Below are 20,228 nucleotides of genomic sequence, written 5' to 3'. Positions count from 1 at the left end.
GTTAATTAATAAAAAAGGTAATAAAAGGTGAGTGTAAAAAATACTTCTTTGTGGTTTTTCAATTGCCCTTCCACGTTTACCGGGATAGAGTACTTGGTACTGGCTTCCAGCGTATAATGCGGCCGGTTATAAGCAATAGGCAGTTTAAAACTGTAATTTAACACATTAAACTGGCGGTTAGCATGCGCTGTGCTTAAATCATCCGTCTCGTGCCCGAAACCAGCGTCCGGATTAGGGTCGTCCCGTTCATTGGTTGTGTAATGTTCCACAAAGTTTTGCGTGCCTAAAATCATACTGATACCGGGTGTGAACGACAGGTAATCCTTATTATCAAAAATACCGAATTTGGTTTCGTAATAACGGGATATGGATGGCGTTAAAAAAACATCGTTTGCTTTGCCAAAAAGGTAATCGGCAGCAATACTGGTTTTAAACAGTTTCCAATCGTAAGTTGTTTTTAAATCGACATTATTAGTAGATGCCGATTTAATGATCTGCGCGTCGCGGTTAAAAAAGAAATGGGTATAACTGGCTGTTCCGCCAAGTTTTTTTGTCAGGTGGAAAATATACCCGCCGCCTACATCAACTTCATCCAGTGTGGGGTATGATCCGGATACCTTCCAGATGGTACCATAGGCAAAAAACCCGGATTTGGCATTGTAGATCACATCGGCCGTATAATAACGATAGCGCTTGGGGCTGGTCCGCCCAAAAAACATCGCATCGCTGCCCCCCATAATACCTACTGATAGCGATTGTTTTCTGATAATGGTATCCGTATCCGATTTTACATATTCGCGGTAGTTTTTTACCACAAACGGTTTTTTTACCTCCGCAGCAGCACCGAGGCAAATAATAAATAAAGCAAAGGCATAAATTAATCTCATTGGTTTGGGCTATGTTATCCTTTAGTTATCATTTCTTCGTGGTATTTCGGGCGGGCGCACCATGCCATCAGGCCTTCGCTGGCGGCCGGTATTCCCTTTTTTGTCGTTGGTATCGTCCACTTTTTCGGGCTTCGGCTGTTTTTTGGATTTAGCTACTTCTTTAACCTTCGCATCCGGTTTGGTTGATGTTTTCAGCGTTTTAACCGTATCGGCAAAGTTATTATTTACCGGGCGCGAAAAAACAACACCTTGCTGTAATCCAATAGCATATTCCCTGCGGCTAAGCTTTGTTTTAGCCGACAATAAATATGGTGTGAATACCAATAAAAAAACAATATACACAAACCACTTTATCATGAGAAATTGGATACCCTCAAATACATGCTTAAATTAGTAAATACTGTTTGCCCGGTTAACATTTTATTATTTTTTATCCTTTTTTAAAAGCCGTTTGGTTAAGGCCTTTTAATCAGAACAGCGCACAATTAATAGGTAAGTATTAATAGTAACGCTGTTCATCTATATATTGATTAAATAGGGAGGAAATTTTTTAACCCACAAGGGGTTTATCAGATCAGGTTAGGATGGTCATAAATTTGGAAGCAAACATTTGGTTATACTCATCAACAAATACACAGGCTAATTGCTGCAGGCGGTTCACCAGGTCGGTACCGGCGTTAATGCCCAGCATAATTACAGGAGTGGTCATGGCGCCGGCCATTTCGGCACGGGTGCTCATTACGCAAACACTTTTTGTATGATCAACCTTGTGGCTATCTTCGCGGTTGATGGCGGTGGCTACAGCCATATTGCTGATATTAAAATCCGAATACGGTTTCATCCTTTGCTCGGGGTCGGCATCGCCGATGGTCCATTGTCGGCCGTCGGGCTGCAAGCCCCAGGTAATCAGGTCGCCGGCGGCATTAATTACTCCGCTGCCTACACCCTCCATCTGTAAAACATATTTGGCGCGGTCGGCCGCATAGCCTTTGGCAATACCGCCAAAATAAATGCGCATCCCTTTTTCCTTTAAAAAAACGGTGTTTTGAGCAGCATCAAGCTCTACTTTGCTGTAACCAAAGTTAGTACCGTAAGTAATATCAAAGGCGCCCTGAGTTAGTTCGGCTATTTTAAGCGACCGGTCTATCAGTTTAAATAGCTCGCCGCTGATTTTTACAGGGGCAATGCCGGCACTGCGATTAATTTGACTGGCCTGGCTATCCTGGCTTAGTGTGGTCAGTAGTTTATCAATCCGCTTTATTTCCGCTACCGCTGTTTTCACCCGCTCCTCTGCCCAATCCGCGTCAGCAGCCACTATACTGATCTCGAAGGGGGTACCCATCAAATTCACGTTTTTTTTGTGAACGAGGCTTTTGCTGACAATACTTTTTACAACCTGCATAACCAAACAATTTACACCTGCAACCCAATAACCTATCCATGCTTTTCTCAGGGAATCAGCATGGATACTATTCGAAAGTAGGTGGCTATCATGAAATTAAGATGAAAAGGGAGGGCTAATTGTTAGCCCTTCATGTAAACTTCACACTATTTAACATTTAGCCGGCACAAAGCGGAAGTTTTCAGAATACCAGGGGGTTAACACGACTTAACATAATTCAATTTTACAATGTATTAAGTAATTAATAATCAGAGATTTAACCACATTTCGGGGTTAACACAAAATGACTTAAAAGTCAGTGTGACCCGTGCAAGACAAAGCGTTAAGTGCCTGTGGGGACACGGGCACCGGGTTTATTAATTCATTGCCGTTGGCTTCAGCCAACGGATGCCATGTGGTATGTGTCCTGGCTTTAGCCAAACTCCTATTCTTACCCGGTGTTCCGTTTGGCTAAAGCCAATAATTAATACCTGTTTATCCGTCCCATAAATGGGACGGCAATGAATTTCTTTGCATGTCGTGTCCTTCAGACTTTCGCAGGGTCCTCTCCGAGAGACCCTGCGAAGACACAAACAATGCCTTTACACCCCGCTAAACACGGCGAAGCCGCCATCCACATTAATCACCGTGCCGGTTACAAATTTGGACGCATCACTTAACAGCCACAGCAGCGCGCCTATCAGTTCATCCGGCTCGCCGAAGCGTTTGAAGGGAGTTTGCTTGATCACTAAATTGCCCCTGTCGGTATAGCTGCCATCGGGCTGGGTAAGCAGGGTACGGTTTTGCTCGGTCAGGAAAAAGCCGGGGGCGATGGCGTTCATGCGCAGTTTATCGCCATGGCGGTTAGCCATCTCTACCGCGAACCACTGGGTATAGGCATCAATAGCCGTTTTAGCCAGCGTATAGCCCAGCACCTTGGTAATTACCCTTTGCGATGCCATGCTGGATATATTCACTATACTCCCCTTGCCGGTTTTGGCCATCACCTCGCCAAATACCTGGGTGGGAATCAATGTACCCCACAGGTTTAGCTCCATTACCTGGCGCAGGCCGTTCATATCCAGTTTAAACACATCGGCATCCGGCTGCACAACACCACCCGGCATATTGCCGCCGGCGCCGTTCACCAGGCCATCTATCCGGCCAAATTCGTTGATCATTTTATCACGGGCGGCAATCAGTTCGTCTTCTTTCATCACATCGGCCACCAAGGCCAGCGCTTTACCGCCCAAAGCGATAACCTCTTGTGCACGCTCCTCCGCTATTTTTTGGTTACGGCCTAAAATGCCTACCGCACCGCCTGCCGCGGCTATGCCTTTTATAAAAGCATCGCCCAAAATACCTGTGCCGCCGGTAACTACAACTACTTTATCTTTTAATGAGAACCCGTCCATTTTTATTGATCTGATGTAATAGGTAAATAAATAAACCCAAAGCAAATAAAAAAACAGCATACCACTTGTATCGTGATATGCTGTTTATTCATTTGTATTAACAATTTGTTATTATGGCGTATTAACCGCCATTTTTTATTCGGCAAAGGTTAATAAGGAGTGTTGCCCCGCCGTATGCAGATCGCGCCATACCCGGTTAATTTCGGTATCAGGGGCAGCGGCCATCAAGCCGCAATAAGGATAAAGCCTGTCAACCGCTTGCCGCGATGTAATAGCCAAATGCCGGCTGGTTTTGCTGACAGCCCTTAGCCCTTCTTCGCCGGGATTAGTCCACGATGCATCAACCGCGGCAAAAAGATTATTCCGTGCCGATTGTAAGGCATCAATGGTATCCTGCAATTCTTTTGTTATTTGTGCTTTATGGTCATCGGTTAACTTAGGCTGCTTCGCCCGCTCCGCAAAAACATCCCGGCACAAATCGGTAAAGTGCACCGCCATGCCCGATAGATTTACAGCCAGCGTGGCCTCGGCTAACTGCAAAAACGGGTATTGGTATAGCGGGCTATTCACCTGGGCATAATGGGCATCGATATGGAAACTGCGATTTTTAGCTACCGTTACATTACTCATGTTAAATGAGTGACTGCCCGTAGCTACCATGCCTATATACTTCCATGTAGGCAACAGGCTTACATCTTTTTTATCAATAACAAAAGGCAACACCAGTGGCTGATTATCATCACCCAATACCGTTTCACCATCTTCTTTAATCAGGCAATTAGCCGTAAAATGCGTGGCATGATATGCCCCGCTGGCATATTTCCAGGTGCCGTTGAGGCGGTAACCGCCGTCCACTATTTCCGCTTCGCCGCTTACCGCACCGCTGCCCGCAAGGCAAACCTGCGGAGTGTTAAATATCCGTGCTGCAACATCAGGAGCAATAAATCCGCTAAACCAGCCGGCACCGCAGCACAGGGTAATTACCCAGCCGGTACTACCGTCGGTCCAGCTAATGGCTTCCTGCAGGCGTACCAGGTTGGGCAGGCTTATTTCGTGCCCGTTGTAGATCTTCGGCACCAATAGCTTAAACCAGTTGTGCCGGTAAACCAGTTCCAGCTGTGCCGGGTTGAGCATGCCCAGCGCTTCACCTGCAGCCGCGTTATCGCGCAGGATAGCGGTATCCTGCGGTGTGATATAAGTTGATGGGTGCGGCGCGCTCATGATGCCTCCCCTTCAGCCTCTTCTAAACCGCCACCACCGGTTGACGCAGCGGTCTTTGGATTTTCACTTTTCCAGATCCGCAGCCACTCATAAAATCCGGCGAAAGCCACAATGAATAAAAACAAGGTGAGCAGGCCAAACAGGGGCAGTTTTTTATAAAACAGCAGCGGTATGGCAAACAGGTTAGATACGTTGAGCAGGATCCAGTTTTCCAGCTTGCGCCTGGCCAGCAGCCACATGCCCGCCCAGGCGGTTGACGATACCCACGAGTCCCACAACGGCACGTTAGAAGTGGTATAGTTTTTTAACAGGAAATATAAAAGCGCCCAGCCTGCAAAAACAATCAGTAAGGTAATTACCCATTCGCGTTTGGTGGCCCAGGTAATTTTTACCGGCGGTTCACCGCGTTTTTTTATCCAGTAGATCCAGCCGTAAATGCTCATCACCAGGTAATAAACGTTCAGCGCCGATTCGGCATACAAGCCGGCTATTAGCAATACATAAACACTTAGGACTATCCCGGCAATACCCGTCGGGTAAAGCCAGATGTTGTTTTTTTTGGCCAGCAGCACCTCGGCTACGCCCAATAATACAGCCGCCCACTCCCAAAAGGTGGTTTGCTGTACCTGCTCATTAAAGAGCTGTATCCAGGGATGGAGGTTCATGATTTTCCTTTTTATTTTTAGTTCCCTCCCATGGGGAGGGGTGCGTTGGGAGGGTGATGTGGCAGGGAGGGGTTTATTCCGCATGACAAAACCCCTCCCTACACCCTCCCTATGGGAGGGAATCGCACGCCCCTCGCTTCTATCTAAAACTTAACATTTAAACTGGCCAAAAAGTTAACCGGTGCCTGCGGGAAAAAGTAATTATAGTTAACTACTTTGCCGCCTTCCACATCTGGGTAGGTTGCCCCGTCCGACTGGTACTTTTTGCTGAAGATGTTATTCACCAATAAACCTACACCCACATTTTTAACGCCTTTAAAGCTGAAGTTATAGTTCAGGCGCACATCGTTCACCAGATAGCCATCCAGCGAGCGGCTTTTTGTGGAGGTATTATCCAGGTACTGGCGGCTTACATATTTGCTGATAAAAGCGATCTCGCCGTTTTTAATGGCCTGCCAGCTAATGGTGCTTGAGCCGGTAAAGTTTGGCGAGTAAGCAATATCGGTTTTGGTATACTGCGTAGCATCCAGCTTGTCGGTATCATAGTTGTATAAAAACTGCTGAAAGTTTTTCACCTTGTTGGCGCTGATGGTTGCGTTTACAGACCAGGTTAACGGCTGAACAACACGCACCCTTGCATTGGCTTCTATACCTGCGCGGTAGCTGTCTTTAATATTGGTGCGGATAGCCTCGCCCACATCATTCAGCGAGCCAGTTAATACCAGCTGATCTTTATATAACATGTAAAAACCGTTAATACCCGCGCCAAAGCCCGGCTTGTTGATCCGGTAACCTGCTTCAAAATCGGTTAGGTGCTCGGCTTTGGGGCGGCTGGCCGGTGACGAATTGGTAAAATCGTTACGGTTAGGCTCGTGATTGGCTACCGCTACCGACGCGTATACATTACTGTTATCGTTCAGGGTATAAGTTAAACCTGCTTTGGGGTTAAAAAAGTTAAGCTGGGCCTGTTGCTGCACGTTGTTCAGGTTACGGTCGAACCCTAAGAACGAGTAGTAGATATGGCGGTATTGCATATCGCCATACAGCAGCAGGTTATCGCCTAAATGATATTCGGCACGGGCAAAAATATTGAAGTCGGTTTTCTTGGCATTATCGCGCGAATACTCATATCCGGGCGCGATGTTAGTGCTTTGCTGCGTCCACTGGATATTATCGTAGTGCTGGCCTTTGTACTCGTTATAAGCACCGCCAACTTTAATATTCAGTTTGTTAGTTGGCGTATAGTTGAAGTTATAGGTCAGTCCGTAAAAATCATTATTTAACCATAAGCGGCGCACCAGATCGGTATTGGTGATGGGTGTCCCGCCGATAATCACCGGTGTTAAGCCATAATTAGTTACATCCTGATCGTTTTTATACTCCTCGTAATAACCCATTCCTTTGGTATAGTGCAGGGCGCCGCTGAAAGATAGCTTGCTGCCTAATTGCTGATCGTACAGTAACTGGTAGTAGTTTTGCACGTAATTATCGGTTTGGTTTTTATAGTAATCTTTGTACTTATTCATATAACCCAACTCGTTATACCGGTAGTTACCCTTCAGCACTTCCTCTTCGGGTACGCCGTTCCAGGCCTGGTAGGTTTGCTCGTATCCCGAAAATACGTTGAGGCGCAGCACGCTGGTTTTGCCATAATATGCGCCGCTGAGGAAATATGATTTCAGTTTAGAAAATGCCCGGTTGATATACCCGTCCGAGTTCATCCGCGATAAGCGGCCATCTACGGTAAAGTGGTCATTCAGTAAACCCGTACCCAGGCTCACGGTATTTTTAATGGTACCGTATGATCCGGCCGAGTTGTTCAGTTCGGCATAAGCCGAGTCACGGCGGGTAGTGGTTTGAATATTGATGCTGGCCCCAAAAGCGCCAGCGCCATTAGTAGATGTACCCACGCCGCGCTGGATCTGTACGTTATCAACAGATGAAGCCAGATCGGGCACATCCACAAAGTACGATCCCTGGCTTTCGGCATCATTCATCGGGATACCATTCAGCGTTACGTTAATGCGCGATGCATCCGAACCGCGGATCCGGATACTGGTATAGCCCACGCCCGCGCCTGCGTTTGAGCTGACTACGGTTGATGGCGTTTGCTCCAGCAGATACTCAAAGCCGCGGCCCGAATTGTTTTTTTCGATGTCCTTTTTATTCAGATTGGTAAAAGCTGTGGGCGAATTATTAGAGGCACGGGTACCGCTCACGGTAACTTCGTCGGTAAGGACGGTGCCGCTGGCCAGGCTAAAATCGGCAATGGTATTGCCTGATACCGTAATGGTTTTTTGCGTGGCGCGATAGCCTACATAGCTTACCTTTATGGTGTAAGTGCCGTTCTTCAGGTTTTTGAACAGGTAGGCGCCTTGTGCGTTGGTAATGGTGTTTAGCTCGTTGTCGAGACTGATGGTTGCGCCGGGCAGTGTGGTGCCGGTTTGCTGATCAGTGATTTTTCCGGATACGGAAAACTGGGCCGCGGCCAGGACAGGCAGCAGCAGGGCGGTTAGCGCCACAAATAATTTTTTCAATGTGTGTAAAATAAAAATTGTTAAAATAACCACACGCCAGGGCAGACGCGCAGCACTATAACTTATTACCTTTCCCTACGCCGGCATTATCCGGATCAGGTGCATGTTCAAGTCTGAAGTCGTGAGTTGGAAGTCTGAAGTCGAACGCGCTGACTTATGACTTAAAACTATGGACTTTGTACTTAAACAATGGGTATGATCTCAGCCTGTCTTTGTGTTTTGATCGCTCAAAGCAAGGCACCCCCTTGAGAATTACAGGGCAAATGTAGTAAATCAACCGGGATTTTGTGCACGCATTAATAATTCCCACGTAATTTCTATATTTAAACCCGATGAAGAAACTACCCCTCCCCTAAAATTAGCTACAGGCTCACTATGATACCCAGTTGAAAAATTGCATATGCCCGTATCCCCACATTAATCCCCTCTTGCACATTAAACATTAATCCCCTATTTTTACGGCATCTTTAAATAGATTACATTATGGCACACCATCACACCGAAAAAAAAGAAAATATCAATAACCTGTATTACCTGGTTGGTTTATTAGCCGGCTTGTTTACAGGCGCGGTTATCGAGTTCAGCATTATTTACCTGGTAACCGGCGCAATAGTAGGCTTGTTATTTGCCGCCTTATTCCTCAATGTGTTGGTTAAAGGCCGTGTTGACGCCTGATCCCGAATTACCCTCATTTATACGTAACTGGAACCAGTTTTACACCCTTGTGGCTGTATGGCTGGTTTTTTTAATTTTCATCTTCTGGCTCATTACCCTTTATTTTAAATGAGCAATACCGACTGGATAGTACTGGCTGTAACGCTGCTTTCCATTGTTGGCTTCGGCGTTTGGAAAAGCGGCAGCAATAAAAATATCGATCAGTTTTTGGTGGGCAACCGCTCGCTGCCCTGGTATCATATCGGCCTTTCGGTAATGGCTACACAGGCCAGCGCTATCACCTTTCTTTCGGCGCCGGGGCAGGCCTATACCGATGGGATGCGCTTTGTACAGTTCTACTTCGGGCTGCCCCTGGCTATGATTGTGCTGTGCGTTACGTTTGTCCCCATCTTCCATAAGCTAAAAGTTTATACTGCTTACCAATATCTGGAGCAACGCTTCGACCTGAAAACACGGGCGCTTACTTCATTCCTGTTCTTAATCCAGCGCGGGCTATCAACCGGTATTACTATTTACGCCCCGGCCATTATCCTATCCACCATCCTGCATATGAATGTGGTTTATACCACCCTGTTTATTGGCGGGCTGGTCATTTTTTATACCGTTTACGGGGGCACCAAGGCGGTATCGTACACGCAGGTGCTGCAAATGAGCATCATTTTTTTTGGGATGTTTTTTGCCGGTGTAATGGTGGTGAAGCTATTGCCCGATGGTGTGGGTTTTACCCACGCGCTAAAAATTGCCGGTAAAATGGGCAAGATGAATGTGATAGACTGGCACTTTGACTGGAATAACCGCTACACGGTTTGGAGCGGACTAATAGGCGGCTTTTTTTTACAGCTCAGCTATTTTGGTACCGACCAAAGCCAGGTGGGGCGTTATCTGGCGGGTAGCTCGGTAGCGCAAAGCCGGTTGGGGTTAATTATGAACGGCCTGATTAAGATCCCGATGCAGTTTTTAATATTGCTGATAGGGGTACTGGTTTTTACTTTTTACCAGTTTAACCGACCGCCCATGTTTTTTAACAGTTACGAGGTTGACCAGGTTAAAAAAAGCGCCTTATCTAAGGATTATAATGGCCTGGAGCAGCAGTATCAAGATATCTTCGCGCTGAAAAACCAAAAAAGCCAGGTGTTGACCAATGCCCTGACCAGCGGGGACCAGGACAAAATACACGCGGCTAAAGAAGGCCTGAAAGCCGTTGACGAGCAAACCACCACCATCCGCAACCAGGGTATAGCCCTGATGAAGCAAAATAATCCTGATGCCAATACCGACGACACTAACTACGTGTTCCTGAGCTTTGTAACCCAGAACCTGCCCGTTGGCCTGATCGGGTTATTAATTGCCATTGTATTCCTGGCTTCAATGGGTTCAACAGCCAGCGCCTTAAACTCGCTGGCATCAACAACGGTGGTTGATATTTATAAGCGGATTATTAACCCCAATGCATCGGAGGCTAATTACCTGCTGGCATCACGACTGGCCACCATATTTTGGGGGTTGGTTTGTATTGGTATGGCTCTTTATGCCAGCAAAATGGGCAACCTGCTCGAAGCGGTGAACCAGTTAGGTTCCTACATCTACGGCACCATATTAGGGGTATTTGTGGTAGCGTTTTACTTCAAAAAGATCAGTGGCACTCCTGTGTTTATAGCCGCTTTAATTACCGAAGCGCTGGTTTGCGTTTTAGGCTTAACCGGGTCGGTAGCTTATTTATGGCTGAACCCTATCGGGTGTTTTTTGGTGATCATTATTGCCTTTGTGCTAAACGGATTTTTTAACAAATCAACAACTCTTCAAAAAGGGACATAGCGGCAATTTAACCACAAAGGTCACAAAGAGAGAAACACAAAGGACACAGAGATTTTATTTGTGATTAAAGAAGGCTATTGCCGTTTCAAGCGTCCACGCTTGAAACTTATTCTGAGGCAAGCGTCCACGCTTGTCCGGCGGTTTTCCCGGTGTCTTCCGTGTAAAACATAGTGGCAATTTAACCACAAAGGTCACAAAGAGAGAAACACAAAGGACACAGAGATTTTATTTGTGATTAAAGAAGGCTCTGTGATTAAATTGTCGCCAAACTTTATTGTATTTAACATCTTTTTGTTAAAGATTGTTAATCATCAGCTACTTAGTTGATGGATAACGGATTGTTAAGTAATATAGCGTTACCAACATCAATCACACATGCTGAAAAACTACTTTAAAATAGCCTGGCGCAATATTGTTAAAGGCCGTTTCCACTCCGTGGTAAATATTATTGGCCTGTCGGTAGGCATCGCGTTTACGCTGCTGATAGCCGCTTATGTATACGGCGAGCTGCAGGTTAACCGGCAATTACAGGATGCCGATAACCAGTACATCGTCCTGAGCAAGTGGAAAGATCCCAACATGGGCTACCCGCTGACTACCCTGGCCGAGTTTCCGCGGGCGTTGAAACGGGATTATCCTAATTTAGTAGCTAATTATTACCGTTGGGATGGGGTATCGTCTACCGTATCAAAAGGTGATAAGCATTTTCGCGAAGTGCTGCAGATAGGCGATAGCACCATGCTGAAAATGTATGGCTTTAAGCTGATCCATGGCGATAAAAACACCGCGCTGAACGATCCTTTTTCGGTGGTGATTACCCGGGAGCTGGCCATTAAGTATTTTGGTAAAACCGATATCGTTGGCCAAACCATTAATATCGAAAACTTTAAGGGCGGTAAGCACGATTTTACCATTTCGGGCGTGCTGGATAAAACCCCGCAAAATACGGTAACCGATATGGTGGCCCACACCACCGTATTCCTAACCGCAAGCGCGGCTACCTTTATGGGCCGCTTTATGGACGGCTGGAACAATACGGGCATTGCAGGTTATGTGCAATTGCAAAAAGATGTCGACCCAAAACGACTGGAAAAACCCATGCTCGACCTGATAAAAAAGAACGCGCCGCCGCAAATAGCCGCCAATATGACACCCTACCTGGTGCCTCTTAAAGATTATTACCTGGATGCAGGCAACGGCACGGTGAAGCGCATGTTATACACACTGTCGTTCATCGGTCTGTTTATTTTGATGATGGCTATCATCAACTTTATTAATATGTGTATAGCCCGCTCATCAAGCCGGATGAAGGAGATGGGTATCCGTAAGGTGCTGGGCGGTATGCGCAAGCAGCTGATCTGGCAATTTTTGACCGAATCGGTGTTGCTGGTTTTTCTGTCTACCTTAATGGCTTTGGTATTATACCTGATCGGGCGGCCATTCTTTGCCGGTATGGTAGGTCGCGAGATCATTAGCCTGTTTGCCTTCCCGTTATATTTTTATTTGATCCCGGTTGTACTGGCCGTGGTGATTGGCTTATTGGCCGGCGTTTACCCGGCGCTGGTATTATCGTCGCTGCGCTCGGTCGATTCGTTAAAAGGCAAGCTGAGTATTAAAGAAAACATCTTTACCCGTAAAACGCTGGTGGCTTTCCAGTTTGGGATAGCCATTGTGGTACTCATCAGCTCGGTTGTCATATCGCAGCAAACCAGCCTGTTTTTTAATGCCGATCTGGGGTTCGACCGTAACTATGTGGTTTATGCCCCGCTCCCGCGCGATTGGTCTAAGGCCGGTATCGACCGCATGGAAACTGTAAGCAGGCAATTAACACAAGTGCCGCAGGTAAGCAACGTAAGCCTGTCATGGGAGATCCCCGATGGCGCTAATATGGGCAATACCCCGGTATTTTTGCCCGGCGCCGATTCACTGCGTGCACCATCGGGGCAATTGCTCACTACCGATAACCAATATGCCGCTACCTATGGCATCCGTTTAAAAGCGGGCACGTTTTTCACCCCAACTTTTTCGCCGGGTGATGAAAATAAGGTGGTGATCAACCAAACGCAAGCCAAAGCCCTGGGTTGGGCCAATCCGGCTAAAGCCATAGGCCAGCAATTGCGCATCCAGGGCTATCAGCCAACCTTTATTGTTTGCGGGGTAACCGCCGATTTTAATTTCGGATCGATGCGCGGCAGTATCCCCCCGATAGTTTTCCTGAATGTAAATTATACCAACCTGTACCGCTATTTTTCCATCAAACTAAAAGGCGGGAACTTACAGCAAAGCATTACCGCCCTGCAAACTGCCTGGAACCGGGTATTGCCTGGCGCACCATTCGAGTATAAGTTTATAGATGATGCCATCCAAAAACTATATACCGTTGAGCTGCAGTTGAAAAGGGCCGCTTACCTGGCTACCATACTATCTACCATCATTGTGCTGCTGGGTGTATTGGGACTGATATCGCTCAGCGTACAAAAACGCACTAAGGAGATCGGGATCCGCAAAGTGCTGGGATCATCTGTAGCGGGGATCAGTATGCTGTTCCTGAAGGATTTTTTAGCGGTGGTTATCATTGCCGGGGCAGTGGCATGCCCTATTGCCTACCTGGTGATGCAAAACTGGCTGAACGATTATGCTTATAAAATATCGCTGTCTATTCAACCTTTTATTTTATCGGTTATGGTGTTAACGTTCATCACCGCTATGATCATTATCCTGCAAACTATAAAAGCCGCCTTTGCTAACCCGGCAGAGAGCTTGCGCAGCGAGTGAGAAGTTAACCACAGAGGACACAGAGGTTTTCACGGAGGGTACAGAGGTATTGTATAATGATCACAATTAAAATCTCAGTGTCCTCTGTGCTTCCCATCTCTGTGATCTCTGTGGTTACTTCCTCCGTGGTTAAATTCCCATCAAAGTTTGAAACATTTTTAATTTCCTGCCGTTACTTCTTATTACACACTAAGGAGCATTAGCCTCAATTTAGCGTATCACAAAATCTACTTTTATTAAATGTCTTCAAGCAATAGCCTGCAATCTGTCTCTCGTCTGTATTTAGCGGGCGGCGGCGAAATGGGGCAACTAACCCGCTCATTCAACTGGGAAGGCACTGTTTTAGGGGAGCCTGAAACCTGGCCGCAAAGCCTGTTGGCTACGGTTAGTTTGATATTAAACTCGCGTTTCCCCATGTTTTTATGGTGGGGGCCCGATCTGATCCAGTTTTATAACGATGCTTACCGGCCAAGTCTGGGTATCAGCGGCAAGCACCCCAGCGCCCTTGGGCAGCGGGGCCAGGATTGCTGGCCCGAAATATGGCCTGTTATTAAACCATTGATAGACCAGGTACTGGCCGGCGGCGAATCGACCTGGAGCGAGGACCAGCTGATCCCCATTTACCGTAACAATGTACTGGAAGATGTTTACTGGACATTTAGCTACAGTAAAGTACGAGACGACTACGGGCAGATTGCCGGCGTACTGGTAACCTGTAACGAAACTACCGAAAAGGTAAAATCGTACAATAATTTAAAAGAAGCCAAGCAGGAGTTAGAACTGGCTATTGAGGCTGCTAACCTGGCCACATGGGATTTAAACCCCAAAACCAATCAGTTTATCAGTAACACGCGTTTAAAAGAGTGGTTTGGCCTACCGGCCGATGGTGAGATTGACCTGAACGATGCCCTTAGCGCTGTTATTGAAGCCGACCGGCAAAATGTAATCGAGGCTATTGATCAGGCATTGCAAAAAGGATCGAACGGGGTTTACAATATTGTTTATACCATTGTTAGTCATAAAGATCAAACCCAGCGGGTGGTTAAGGCCAGCGGCAAGGCTATGTTTGATACCGAGGGAAACCCTTACCGTTTTACCGGTATTTTAGAAGATGTTACCGATGATTACCAGATGCAGCAACGCAAGGATGAATTTATCAGCGTGGCCAGCCACGAGCTGAAAACACCCATTACTACGCTCAACGCATCCATGCAGATATTGCAAAAGCTGGTGAAAACCGACCCTACATCCGATAAGGTGCCGATGTTTCTGGATAAGGCCAGTAATAACCTGAATAAGCTGGTACGGCTGATGGATGACCTGCTGAATGTTACCCGAATACAACAGGGGCAGCTGGGCCTTAATAAAACCGTGTTTAACCTGATTGAACTGATAAACGATTGCTGCGACCATGTACGCGTAACCGGCAGCCACGAGTTTATTTTAACCGGCGATACCGAACTAAGGGTTTTTGCCGATTACCGCCGGATAGACCAGGTACTGGTTAACCTGGTTAACAACGCCGTAAAATACGCCCCGCAATCTAAAAAAATCGAGATCCATGTGGAGCATAGCGGGGATATGGCAAAAGTATCTGTAAAGGATTATGGGATAGGCATTAACCCCGAAAAACTGCCGCACCTGTTCGACCGGTATTACCGGGTAGACTCGCTGGGCCACCAGTTTTCGGGATTGGGGTTGGGCTTATATATCAGTTCGGAAATTATTGCCAGGCATGGCGGCGAAATTGGTGTGGAAAGCAACCGTGGCGAAGGCAGCCGGTTTTGGTTCACTTTGCCAATTAACGGTTAAGTTTATCCTGATAAACCCACGCTAAACTGTATTTTTGCAGCACTATGAAAAGAGTTTTGTTATTGGCGATGATAGTGGTGGTTACCATTTTAGCCGCTTGTTCTGATAAAGAAAAGGAAGGTGTAATGGTTTACAACCTTGAATATACCCTGCCCGATAGCCTGCGTAGCTATGCCGATTACCTGCCCAAACAATCCACCGTTTATTTTAAAGGCGATTCGGTAGCCAATGTGCATGGCTCGGATACCGAATCAACCACCATGATCACGCATCAGCCTACGGGTTATTTGCTGGCCTTGCTTAAGTCGGGCATCAGGCGCTACCAGGTGGTTTATAATAAGGAAGAACAGGCGCATGAGTTGCCTGATATGTCGAAATACGACTTTATACAAGGCCCCGCCACTAAAAAAATAGCCGGTTATAATGCGCAGCAATACATAGTTAAGGATAAATTTACCGGCGATACCACCAGCGCCTGGTTTACACACGATATTAACGTGCCGCCCAGTTTTGCAACGTCGATGTTTAAGCCCGAACTGGGTGTGCCGCTTTCATTCAGCATTAATCAAAACGGGATGATCACTAAAACAACTTTAACACATATCAGGTTTGAGCCGGTACCCGCCGGGATTTTTACCGCGCCTGCCGATTACAAAAAATTGACACCTCAGCAGTTAAACGAAATGCCGGTTGGCAATTAGGGGTATTATTTCCCTGCAGCCGTATTATACCTTGCCTGGTATTCGGCCTTGCTTAGTTTTAACGCGGTAATGGTAAATATTTGCCCGGGCAAATCCTCTTTGATCATCAGGTGTTTAGAAAATTTGGATACGTATTGATTTGTACCCGCCTGCTTCCATTCAAATTTCTTTTTATCTAACAGGGTATGCAGCATAATGTGGTAACAGGTATCGCACTCAAAAATCCATTTTTGCGAGTAGCAGTTGCCTTTTTTATCAAACAAAAAATATAATTCCTCGGGCTTAACATCTCCCCGCAGTAAATAGGTATAGGAAGAATCGGTTTCGCTTTTAATGCTGGTTTTATTGTACTTGCCGGCATTAACCCCCACCCAGAATTTCAAACTTCCCTTCCCTTTACCCACGTAAATTTGCGCAGAAATTACACCGCTGAAAAACAATAGTAAGCATAAAGCCAGGGCCGCTTTCCTCATGTTTGTTGATTTGGTTATACCTCGTTCAGTACTTCTACCATTTTTTGCAGCTTAGCCACATTAATGGGCTTCACTATAAAATCCGAGATGTGCTCGTACGAGCGGGCTTTGGCAAAATCGGCCTCATCTATGGATGAACTGACAATGTAAATGGTCACCTTCTTTTTTATCAGCGGGTGTATCTTTACAAACTCATCCATAAACTGCCAGCCATCCAGCACCGGCATATTAATATCCAGCAATATCAGGTCGGGCAGACTGTCGGTTTGGTTTACGTACTCCGTAAAAAAATCAAGGGCTAATTTCCCGTTGGGAAAAAAGAGGGTTTTGTGAGCAATTTCAGAGTTATTGATAATCCGTTTTACGGTAAAGGTATAGATCTCATCATCGTCAATAACACAAGCGATATCAAATTTTTTCATTCTTTATTTAAGGCACATTATTACAAAAATACTTTTTTACAGGTAAAATATAGCTATTCGCTATAAAATATTAAACTAAAATATAATTTTAAAAACAGCGCCCTGACCAGGTTCGCTTTCAACCACAATTGTGCCCCCTTGTGATTCAACCTGTGTTTTTATTAAAAACAAACCAACACCATGCGCCTCCTTATGGGTATGGAAAGTTTTATATAAGCCAAATAAACGGGTACCATGCAATTTTAAATCAATACCCTGGCCATTATCGCGGCACTCTAAAACAGTGCGGTCTGCATCGTCCTGATAGGTTTTTAAGGTGATCACCGGCGGTTCGTTCTCCTTCCGGTATTTAATGGCGTTAGATAACAGGTTCATAATGATACTTTCCAGGTATAGTTTAGGGTACCGGATGGTTTTTGTACTAAAATGATATTTAATTTTTGCCCCGTTCGCTAATATCATCGATTCCAGTATTTCCACCACATTTCCGGTCGCTTCCCTGAAGGATAGCTCTTCCGATTCAATTTTACTTTCGCGGATCCTTATCGCCGCGGCCAGGTCGTTCAGGGTGTCATTTAAACCAACCGATACTTTGTTGATCTTTTCAAACAGTTCGCGGTTATCATCGTCCATCCCATCCGGATTTACCAGGCTGGATAGCAATGAGATATTGCTGGCATGGTTGCGGATATTGTGCGATAGAATATGAGTGAACGTTTTTAACTGCTGATGGCTGCGGAACAATAACTCGTGCGATGTATTAAGTGCTTCTTCGTTGTTTTTATAACGGTCGATATCCATAAATACCCCGCGCAGCTTGCTCATTTTGCCGTGGTCATCATAAAAGCACTCCCCGCACGATCGTACCCAGATATGCGCGCCCTTACCGGTGATCATTTGCAGTTCGAGGTCCCAGTTGGTACCATCAGCATACGCTTTTTCAATAGCGGCTTTGAGCAATACGGCCGATGGTTCGGTATAAAAAGAGAATGGGTCCGAGCCGTCGATATCATAATCATGCGGAACATCATAAATGTTATATACCATGGCCGACCAGGTTGATTTTTTTTTCACCGGATCAAATTCCCAGCCGCCTACCCTGGCAATACGTTCGGCCTCTTTTAACAAGAATTTGCTTTGCGCCAGTTTGATTTCTACCAGCTTGCGCTCGGCAATTTCGCGCTCAAGTTCATCAATCGTCCGCAGCGAGAGCACACCGGGCATTATTTTATATACAGCATACACCGTAAAAGCCGAAACCACGGCTGTTGCAAACCTTATCAGCGCGCTTAAGCGATAGGCCGGCCACCAAAAAATAATAGCATCGAGCAAATGGGTGATGCCGCACAGTACAATAAAGCCTACAAACAGCCAGATGATCCTTGGAAACGGGATATCTTTCCGCCTGGTAAGCATTACGATAAGCAAAATGGGGATAGCAAAATAAGATGCCCAGATCAGCAGGTCGGACACGATATACAGCCAGCCGTGAAAATCAGACCAGCTACCGCAATGCCAGCGTGCAGGCCAGTTTTTGGTATCAAATAATCCTAAGAAAAAATCTGCCGCCTGCCTGCCTAAGCCGGCCTGCTGTGCTGTTGCTGCGGCGGGAGGGCAATTAGCCCCGCATACTACAACCGGCTGTGCATGGGCCACAACAGGTGTTAATTTTGCCACGGTATCCGGCAGATAGCTCATGATGTATAGCGTTTAGCAATAGTTTTCTTGATCAATGAATCAGTACCGGCCTGTAAATTTATTTAACAGAGGGGGTGCCTCTTTCAAATATCGTAAACTGAATACTATTTTTTCGATGTTTTATTAGTTAAGAAATGGCGCGTTGGTTTGAATATTTATCGAATGGTTAAACCCGCGGCATTTAAACAGAACGTTAGTATGCGCCGGCAAAAAGCCCCGTATTTTTGGTGAAAAATTAAACCAAAAATACGGGGCTTTTATGCTGTGCCTTCAGGCTAAATAACCAGGCTACATATTATAAAAAAACTGGTCGGCAATAATCTGGCCGTCCTTTACTTCGTAAACGGCAATTTCGTTCATGGCCATGCGGCCATGTTCCTTATAGGTCACATCCATTTCCATGGTAACGGCAAAAAAGTTACCGGTAACAATCGGGTCGGATATTACCCCGCTATGGATCTCCTGCACCATGTTGTACCAATCCTGATTTTTTTGCAATACACCATCCTTGCCTTCAACCAGTTCGGTTGCCGATCCCTTAGGTTCCCTGCTTACTATATTATCGGCATAAAGCTCATTAATCGCATCAATATTTTTGCCTTCGCGGCAGTACTGTACCAGCTTGGCGGCTACTTCTTGTGTGGTCATAATTATTGGTTTTTAATTTAATTAAAGCTAAGTATTGCAAGTTCATAAGCGGCTTGTTTTGTTTTAAGTTTTTATTAAGATTTTGTGTTTAACCGCTTATACCTAAATTCAATACTTGTTATCTTTTTTCTTGCGGTTCAATTTTCATATCTTCATATGTTCTTAAATAAACCCATGAAAAAGCCAATTCTGATCGCTTGCCTTATCCTTGTTATGCTGGGGTGCCAATGTTTTGCGCAGGCCACAAAAAGCGTTACTAAAGATACCCTTAACTACCGCGAGAAATTTGAGGTATTGCGATCGGCCCCTCATATTAAAGATGGAAAATATATGCTGTCGGTTAAATCGTCGGGCAAGATACTCACGATGGGTTTTTACAAAAACAACCTTAAAGATGGTTTTTGGCACGAGTATAACGGTAAAGACAACGTAGCTGCCGAAGGCCATTTTAAAGACGGCAAGAAATATGGCGAATGGAACTATTACGGCCGCCTTTGGAAAATAGTAAACACCTACGATTTTACCCGGAACGAGCTCATATACCATTTACCTACGCATGACGACAGCACGCACGTTTACCGGGTTATCAAGGGCCTGGATACCGTTGAAACCCTGCTGCAGCGCGCGCCCATTTACCTTAGTCCCGATTTAATGTACCGCCCCTTAATTTATAATATTGTATACCCCGCCGCGGCTATCAGCAAAAAGGTAGCAGGGCGTGTAATCATTAGCTTTACGGTTGATGAGAACGGGCACATGCGCGATTATAAGGTTGAGCAAGGCATGGGCTATGGTTGCGATGAGGAGGCGCTGCGGGTAGTTAAACTGATCCCCGAAGATTGGGTACCCGGCAAGCTTAACGGCAAAAACGTGGCGGTATCCATGCGCCTGCCGGTGGTGTTTAACTTGTGGTAGGTACAAATGCCCCTAAAAAAGGGCCCCCACTCCATGTGAACATGCCGGGTAAGAATGCCTTTTTCAGGGTTAACACTATAAAAAGTTAATGTTATAATTGTCAATGATTTATCTCAAAAAACGCCTGAATTGTGTTAAGTTATGTTAACCCAATTTTTACCACCTATCTGCCTAAAGGTGGAATTCCT

Annotated in this window: 17 protein-coding genes; 6 read left to right on the top strand and 11 right to left on the bottom strand. The window is 45.8% G+C overall.

From position 1 onward, the window contains the following. Window positions 1–5: 5 nt before the first annotated feature. The 7 genes from AC07M6_RS07110 to AC07M6_RS07080 all read right to left on the bottom strand — a co-directional run bounded on the left by AC07M6_RS07110 (window position 6) and on the right by AC07M6_RS07080 (window position 8,106). Entirely contained in the window at window positions 6–887 is an 882-nt protein-coding gene (locus tag AC07M6_RS07110) for a hypothetical protein (protein ID WP_494888296.1), read from the bottom strand. A gap of 21 nt (window positions 888–908) precedes the next feature. Further along, window positions 909–1,244, bottom strand: coding sequence for a hypothetical protein (locus tag AC07M6_RS07105; RefSeq protein ID WP_494888295.1), 336 nt, complete (start codon window positions 1,242–1,244; stop codon window positions 909–911). A gap of 217 nt (window positions 1,245–1,461) precedes the next feature. Then, entirely contained in the window at window positions 1,462–2,289 is an 828-nt protein-coding gene (locus tag AC07M6_RS07100) for an FAD:protein FMN transferase (protein WP_494888294.1), read from the bottom strand. A 581-nt stretch (window positions 2,290–2,870) separates the two neighbouring features. Continuing rightward, the gene (locus AC07M6_RS07095) at window positions 2,871–3,683 is read right to left on the bottom strand and encodes an SDR family oxidoreductase (RefSeq protein WP_494888293.1); all 813 of its coding nucleotides are present in this window, start codon (window positions 3,681–3,683) and stop codon (window positions 2,871–2,873) included. 135 nt (window positions 3,684–3,818) lie between these two features. Beyond that, window positions 3,819–4,904 carry an acyl-CoA dehydrogenase family protein gene (locus tag AC07M6_RS07090; protein ID WP_494888292.1) on the bottom strand — a complete coding sequence of 362 codons (1,086 nt, stop codon included), beginning with the start codon at window positions 4,902–4,904 and terminating at the stop codon, window positions 3,819–3,821. Further along, the gene (gene pnuC / locus AC07M6_RS07085) at window positions 4,901–5,569 is read right to left on the bottom strand and encodes a nicotinamide riboside transporter PnuC (protein ID WP_494888291.1); all 669 of its coding nucleotides are present in this window, start codon (window positions 5,567–5,569) and stop codon (window positions 4,901–4,903) included. Before pnuC ends, AC07M6_RS07090 begins: the two co-directional genes overlap by 4 nt. A 143-nt stretch (window positions 5,570–5,712) precedes the next feature. Beyond that, a complete protein-coding gene (locus AC07M6_RS07080; protein WP_494888290.1) occupies window positions 5,713–8,106 on the bottom strand; it encodes a TonB-dependent receptor in 2,394 nt (797 codons plus the stop codon). A 483-nt stretch (window positions 8,107–8,589) separates the two neighbouring features. Between AC07M6_RS07080 and AC07M6_RS07075 the strand changes: the two genes are divergently transcribed. The 5 genes from AC07M6_RS07075 to AC07M6_RS07055 all read left to right on the top strand — a co-directional run bounded on the left by AC07M6_RS07075 (window position 8,590) and on the right by AC07M6_RS07055 (window position 15,884). Next, complete coding sequence (locus tag AC07M6_RS07075; protein WP_494888289.1) at window positions 8,590–8,781, top strand: hypothetical protein; 192 nt, start codon at window positions 8,590–8,592, stop codon at window positions 8,779–8,781. A 108-nt stretch (window positions 8,782–8,889) separates the two neighbouring features. Continuing rightward, the gene (locus AC07M6_RS07070) at window positions 8,890–10,596 is read left to right on the top strand and encodes a sodium:solute symporter family protein (RefSeq protein ID WP_494888288.1); all 1,707 of its coding nucleotides are present in this window, start codon (window positions 8,890–8,892) and stop codon (window positions 10,594–10,596) included. Window positions 10,597–10,971: 375 nt separating this feature from the next. Continuing rightward, window positions 10,972–13,371, top strand: coding sequence for an ABC transporter permease (locus tag AC07M6_RS07065; RefSeq protein WP_494888287.1), 2,400 nt, complete (start codon window positions 10,972–10,974; stop codon window positions 13,369–13,371). Window positions 13,372–13,611: 240 nt separating this feature from the next. After that, entirely contained in the window at window positions 13,612–15,183 is a 1,572-nt protein-coding gene (locus AC07M6_RS07060; RefSeq protein ID WP_494888286.1) for an ATP-binding protein, read from the top strand. A gap of 44 nt (window positions 15,184–15,227) precedes the next feature. Beyond that, window positions 15,228–15,884 (top strand): hypothetical protein, encoded by a 657-nt coding sequence (locus AC07M6_RS07055; RefSeq protein WP_494888285.1) that lies wholly within the window; start codon window positions 15,228–15,230, stop codon window positions 15,882–15,884. Window positions 15,885–15,889: 5 nt separating this feature from the next. On the opposite strand, the gene AC07M6_RS07050 is transcribed toward AC07M6_RS07055, so the two are convergent. From AC07M6_RS07050 to AC07M6_RS07035, 4 genes are all read right to left on the bottom strand, one after another. Continuing rightward, complete coding sequence (locus AC07M6_RS07050; protein WP_494888284.1) at window positions 15,890–16,357, bottom strand: hypothetical protein; 468 nt, start codon at window positions 16,355–16,357, stop codon at window positions 15,890–15,892. A gap of 14 nt (window positions 16,358–16,371) precedes the next feature. Continuing rightward, window positions 16,372–16,779: a response regulator gene (locus AC07M6_RS07045; RefSeq protein ID WP_494888283.1), complete on the bottom strand. Its 408-nt coding sequence runs from the start codon at window positions 16,777–16,779 to the stop codon at window positions 16,372–16,374. Window positions 16,780–16,854: 75 nt separating this feature from the next. Further along, a complete protein-coding gene (locus AC07M6_RS07040; RefSeq protein ID WP_494888282.1) occupies window positions 16,855–18,477 on the bottom strand; it encodes a sensor histidine kinase in 1,623 nt (540 codons plus the stop codon). 288 nt (window positions 18,478–18,765) lie between these two features. Further along, window positions 18,766–19,125, bottom strand: a complete 360-nt coding sequence (locus AC07M6_RS07035; RefSeq protein ID WP_494888281.1) for a SnoaL-like domain-containing protein — start codon at window positions 19,123–19,125, stop codon at window positions 18,766–18,768. Window positions 19,126–19,299: 174 nt separating this feature from the next. Between AC07M6_RS07035 and AC07M6_RS07030 the strand changes: the two genes are divergently transcribed. Continuing rightward, window positions 19,300–20,040: a TonB family protein gene (locus AC07M6_RS07030; protein WP_494888280.1), complete on the top strand. Its 741-nt coding sequence runs from the start codon at window positions 19,300–19,302 to the stop codon at window positions 20,038–20,040. Window positions 20,041–20,228 lie beyond the last annotated feature (188 nt).

The sequence above is a fragment of the Mucilaginibacter sp. GW821-FHT07H05 genome, from assembly GCF_059418485.1.
Note: the sequence above shows the minus strand (reverse complement) of the source record. Positions and strands in the feature narration are given on the sequence as shown.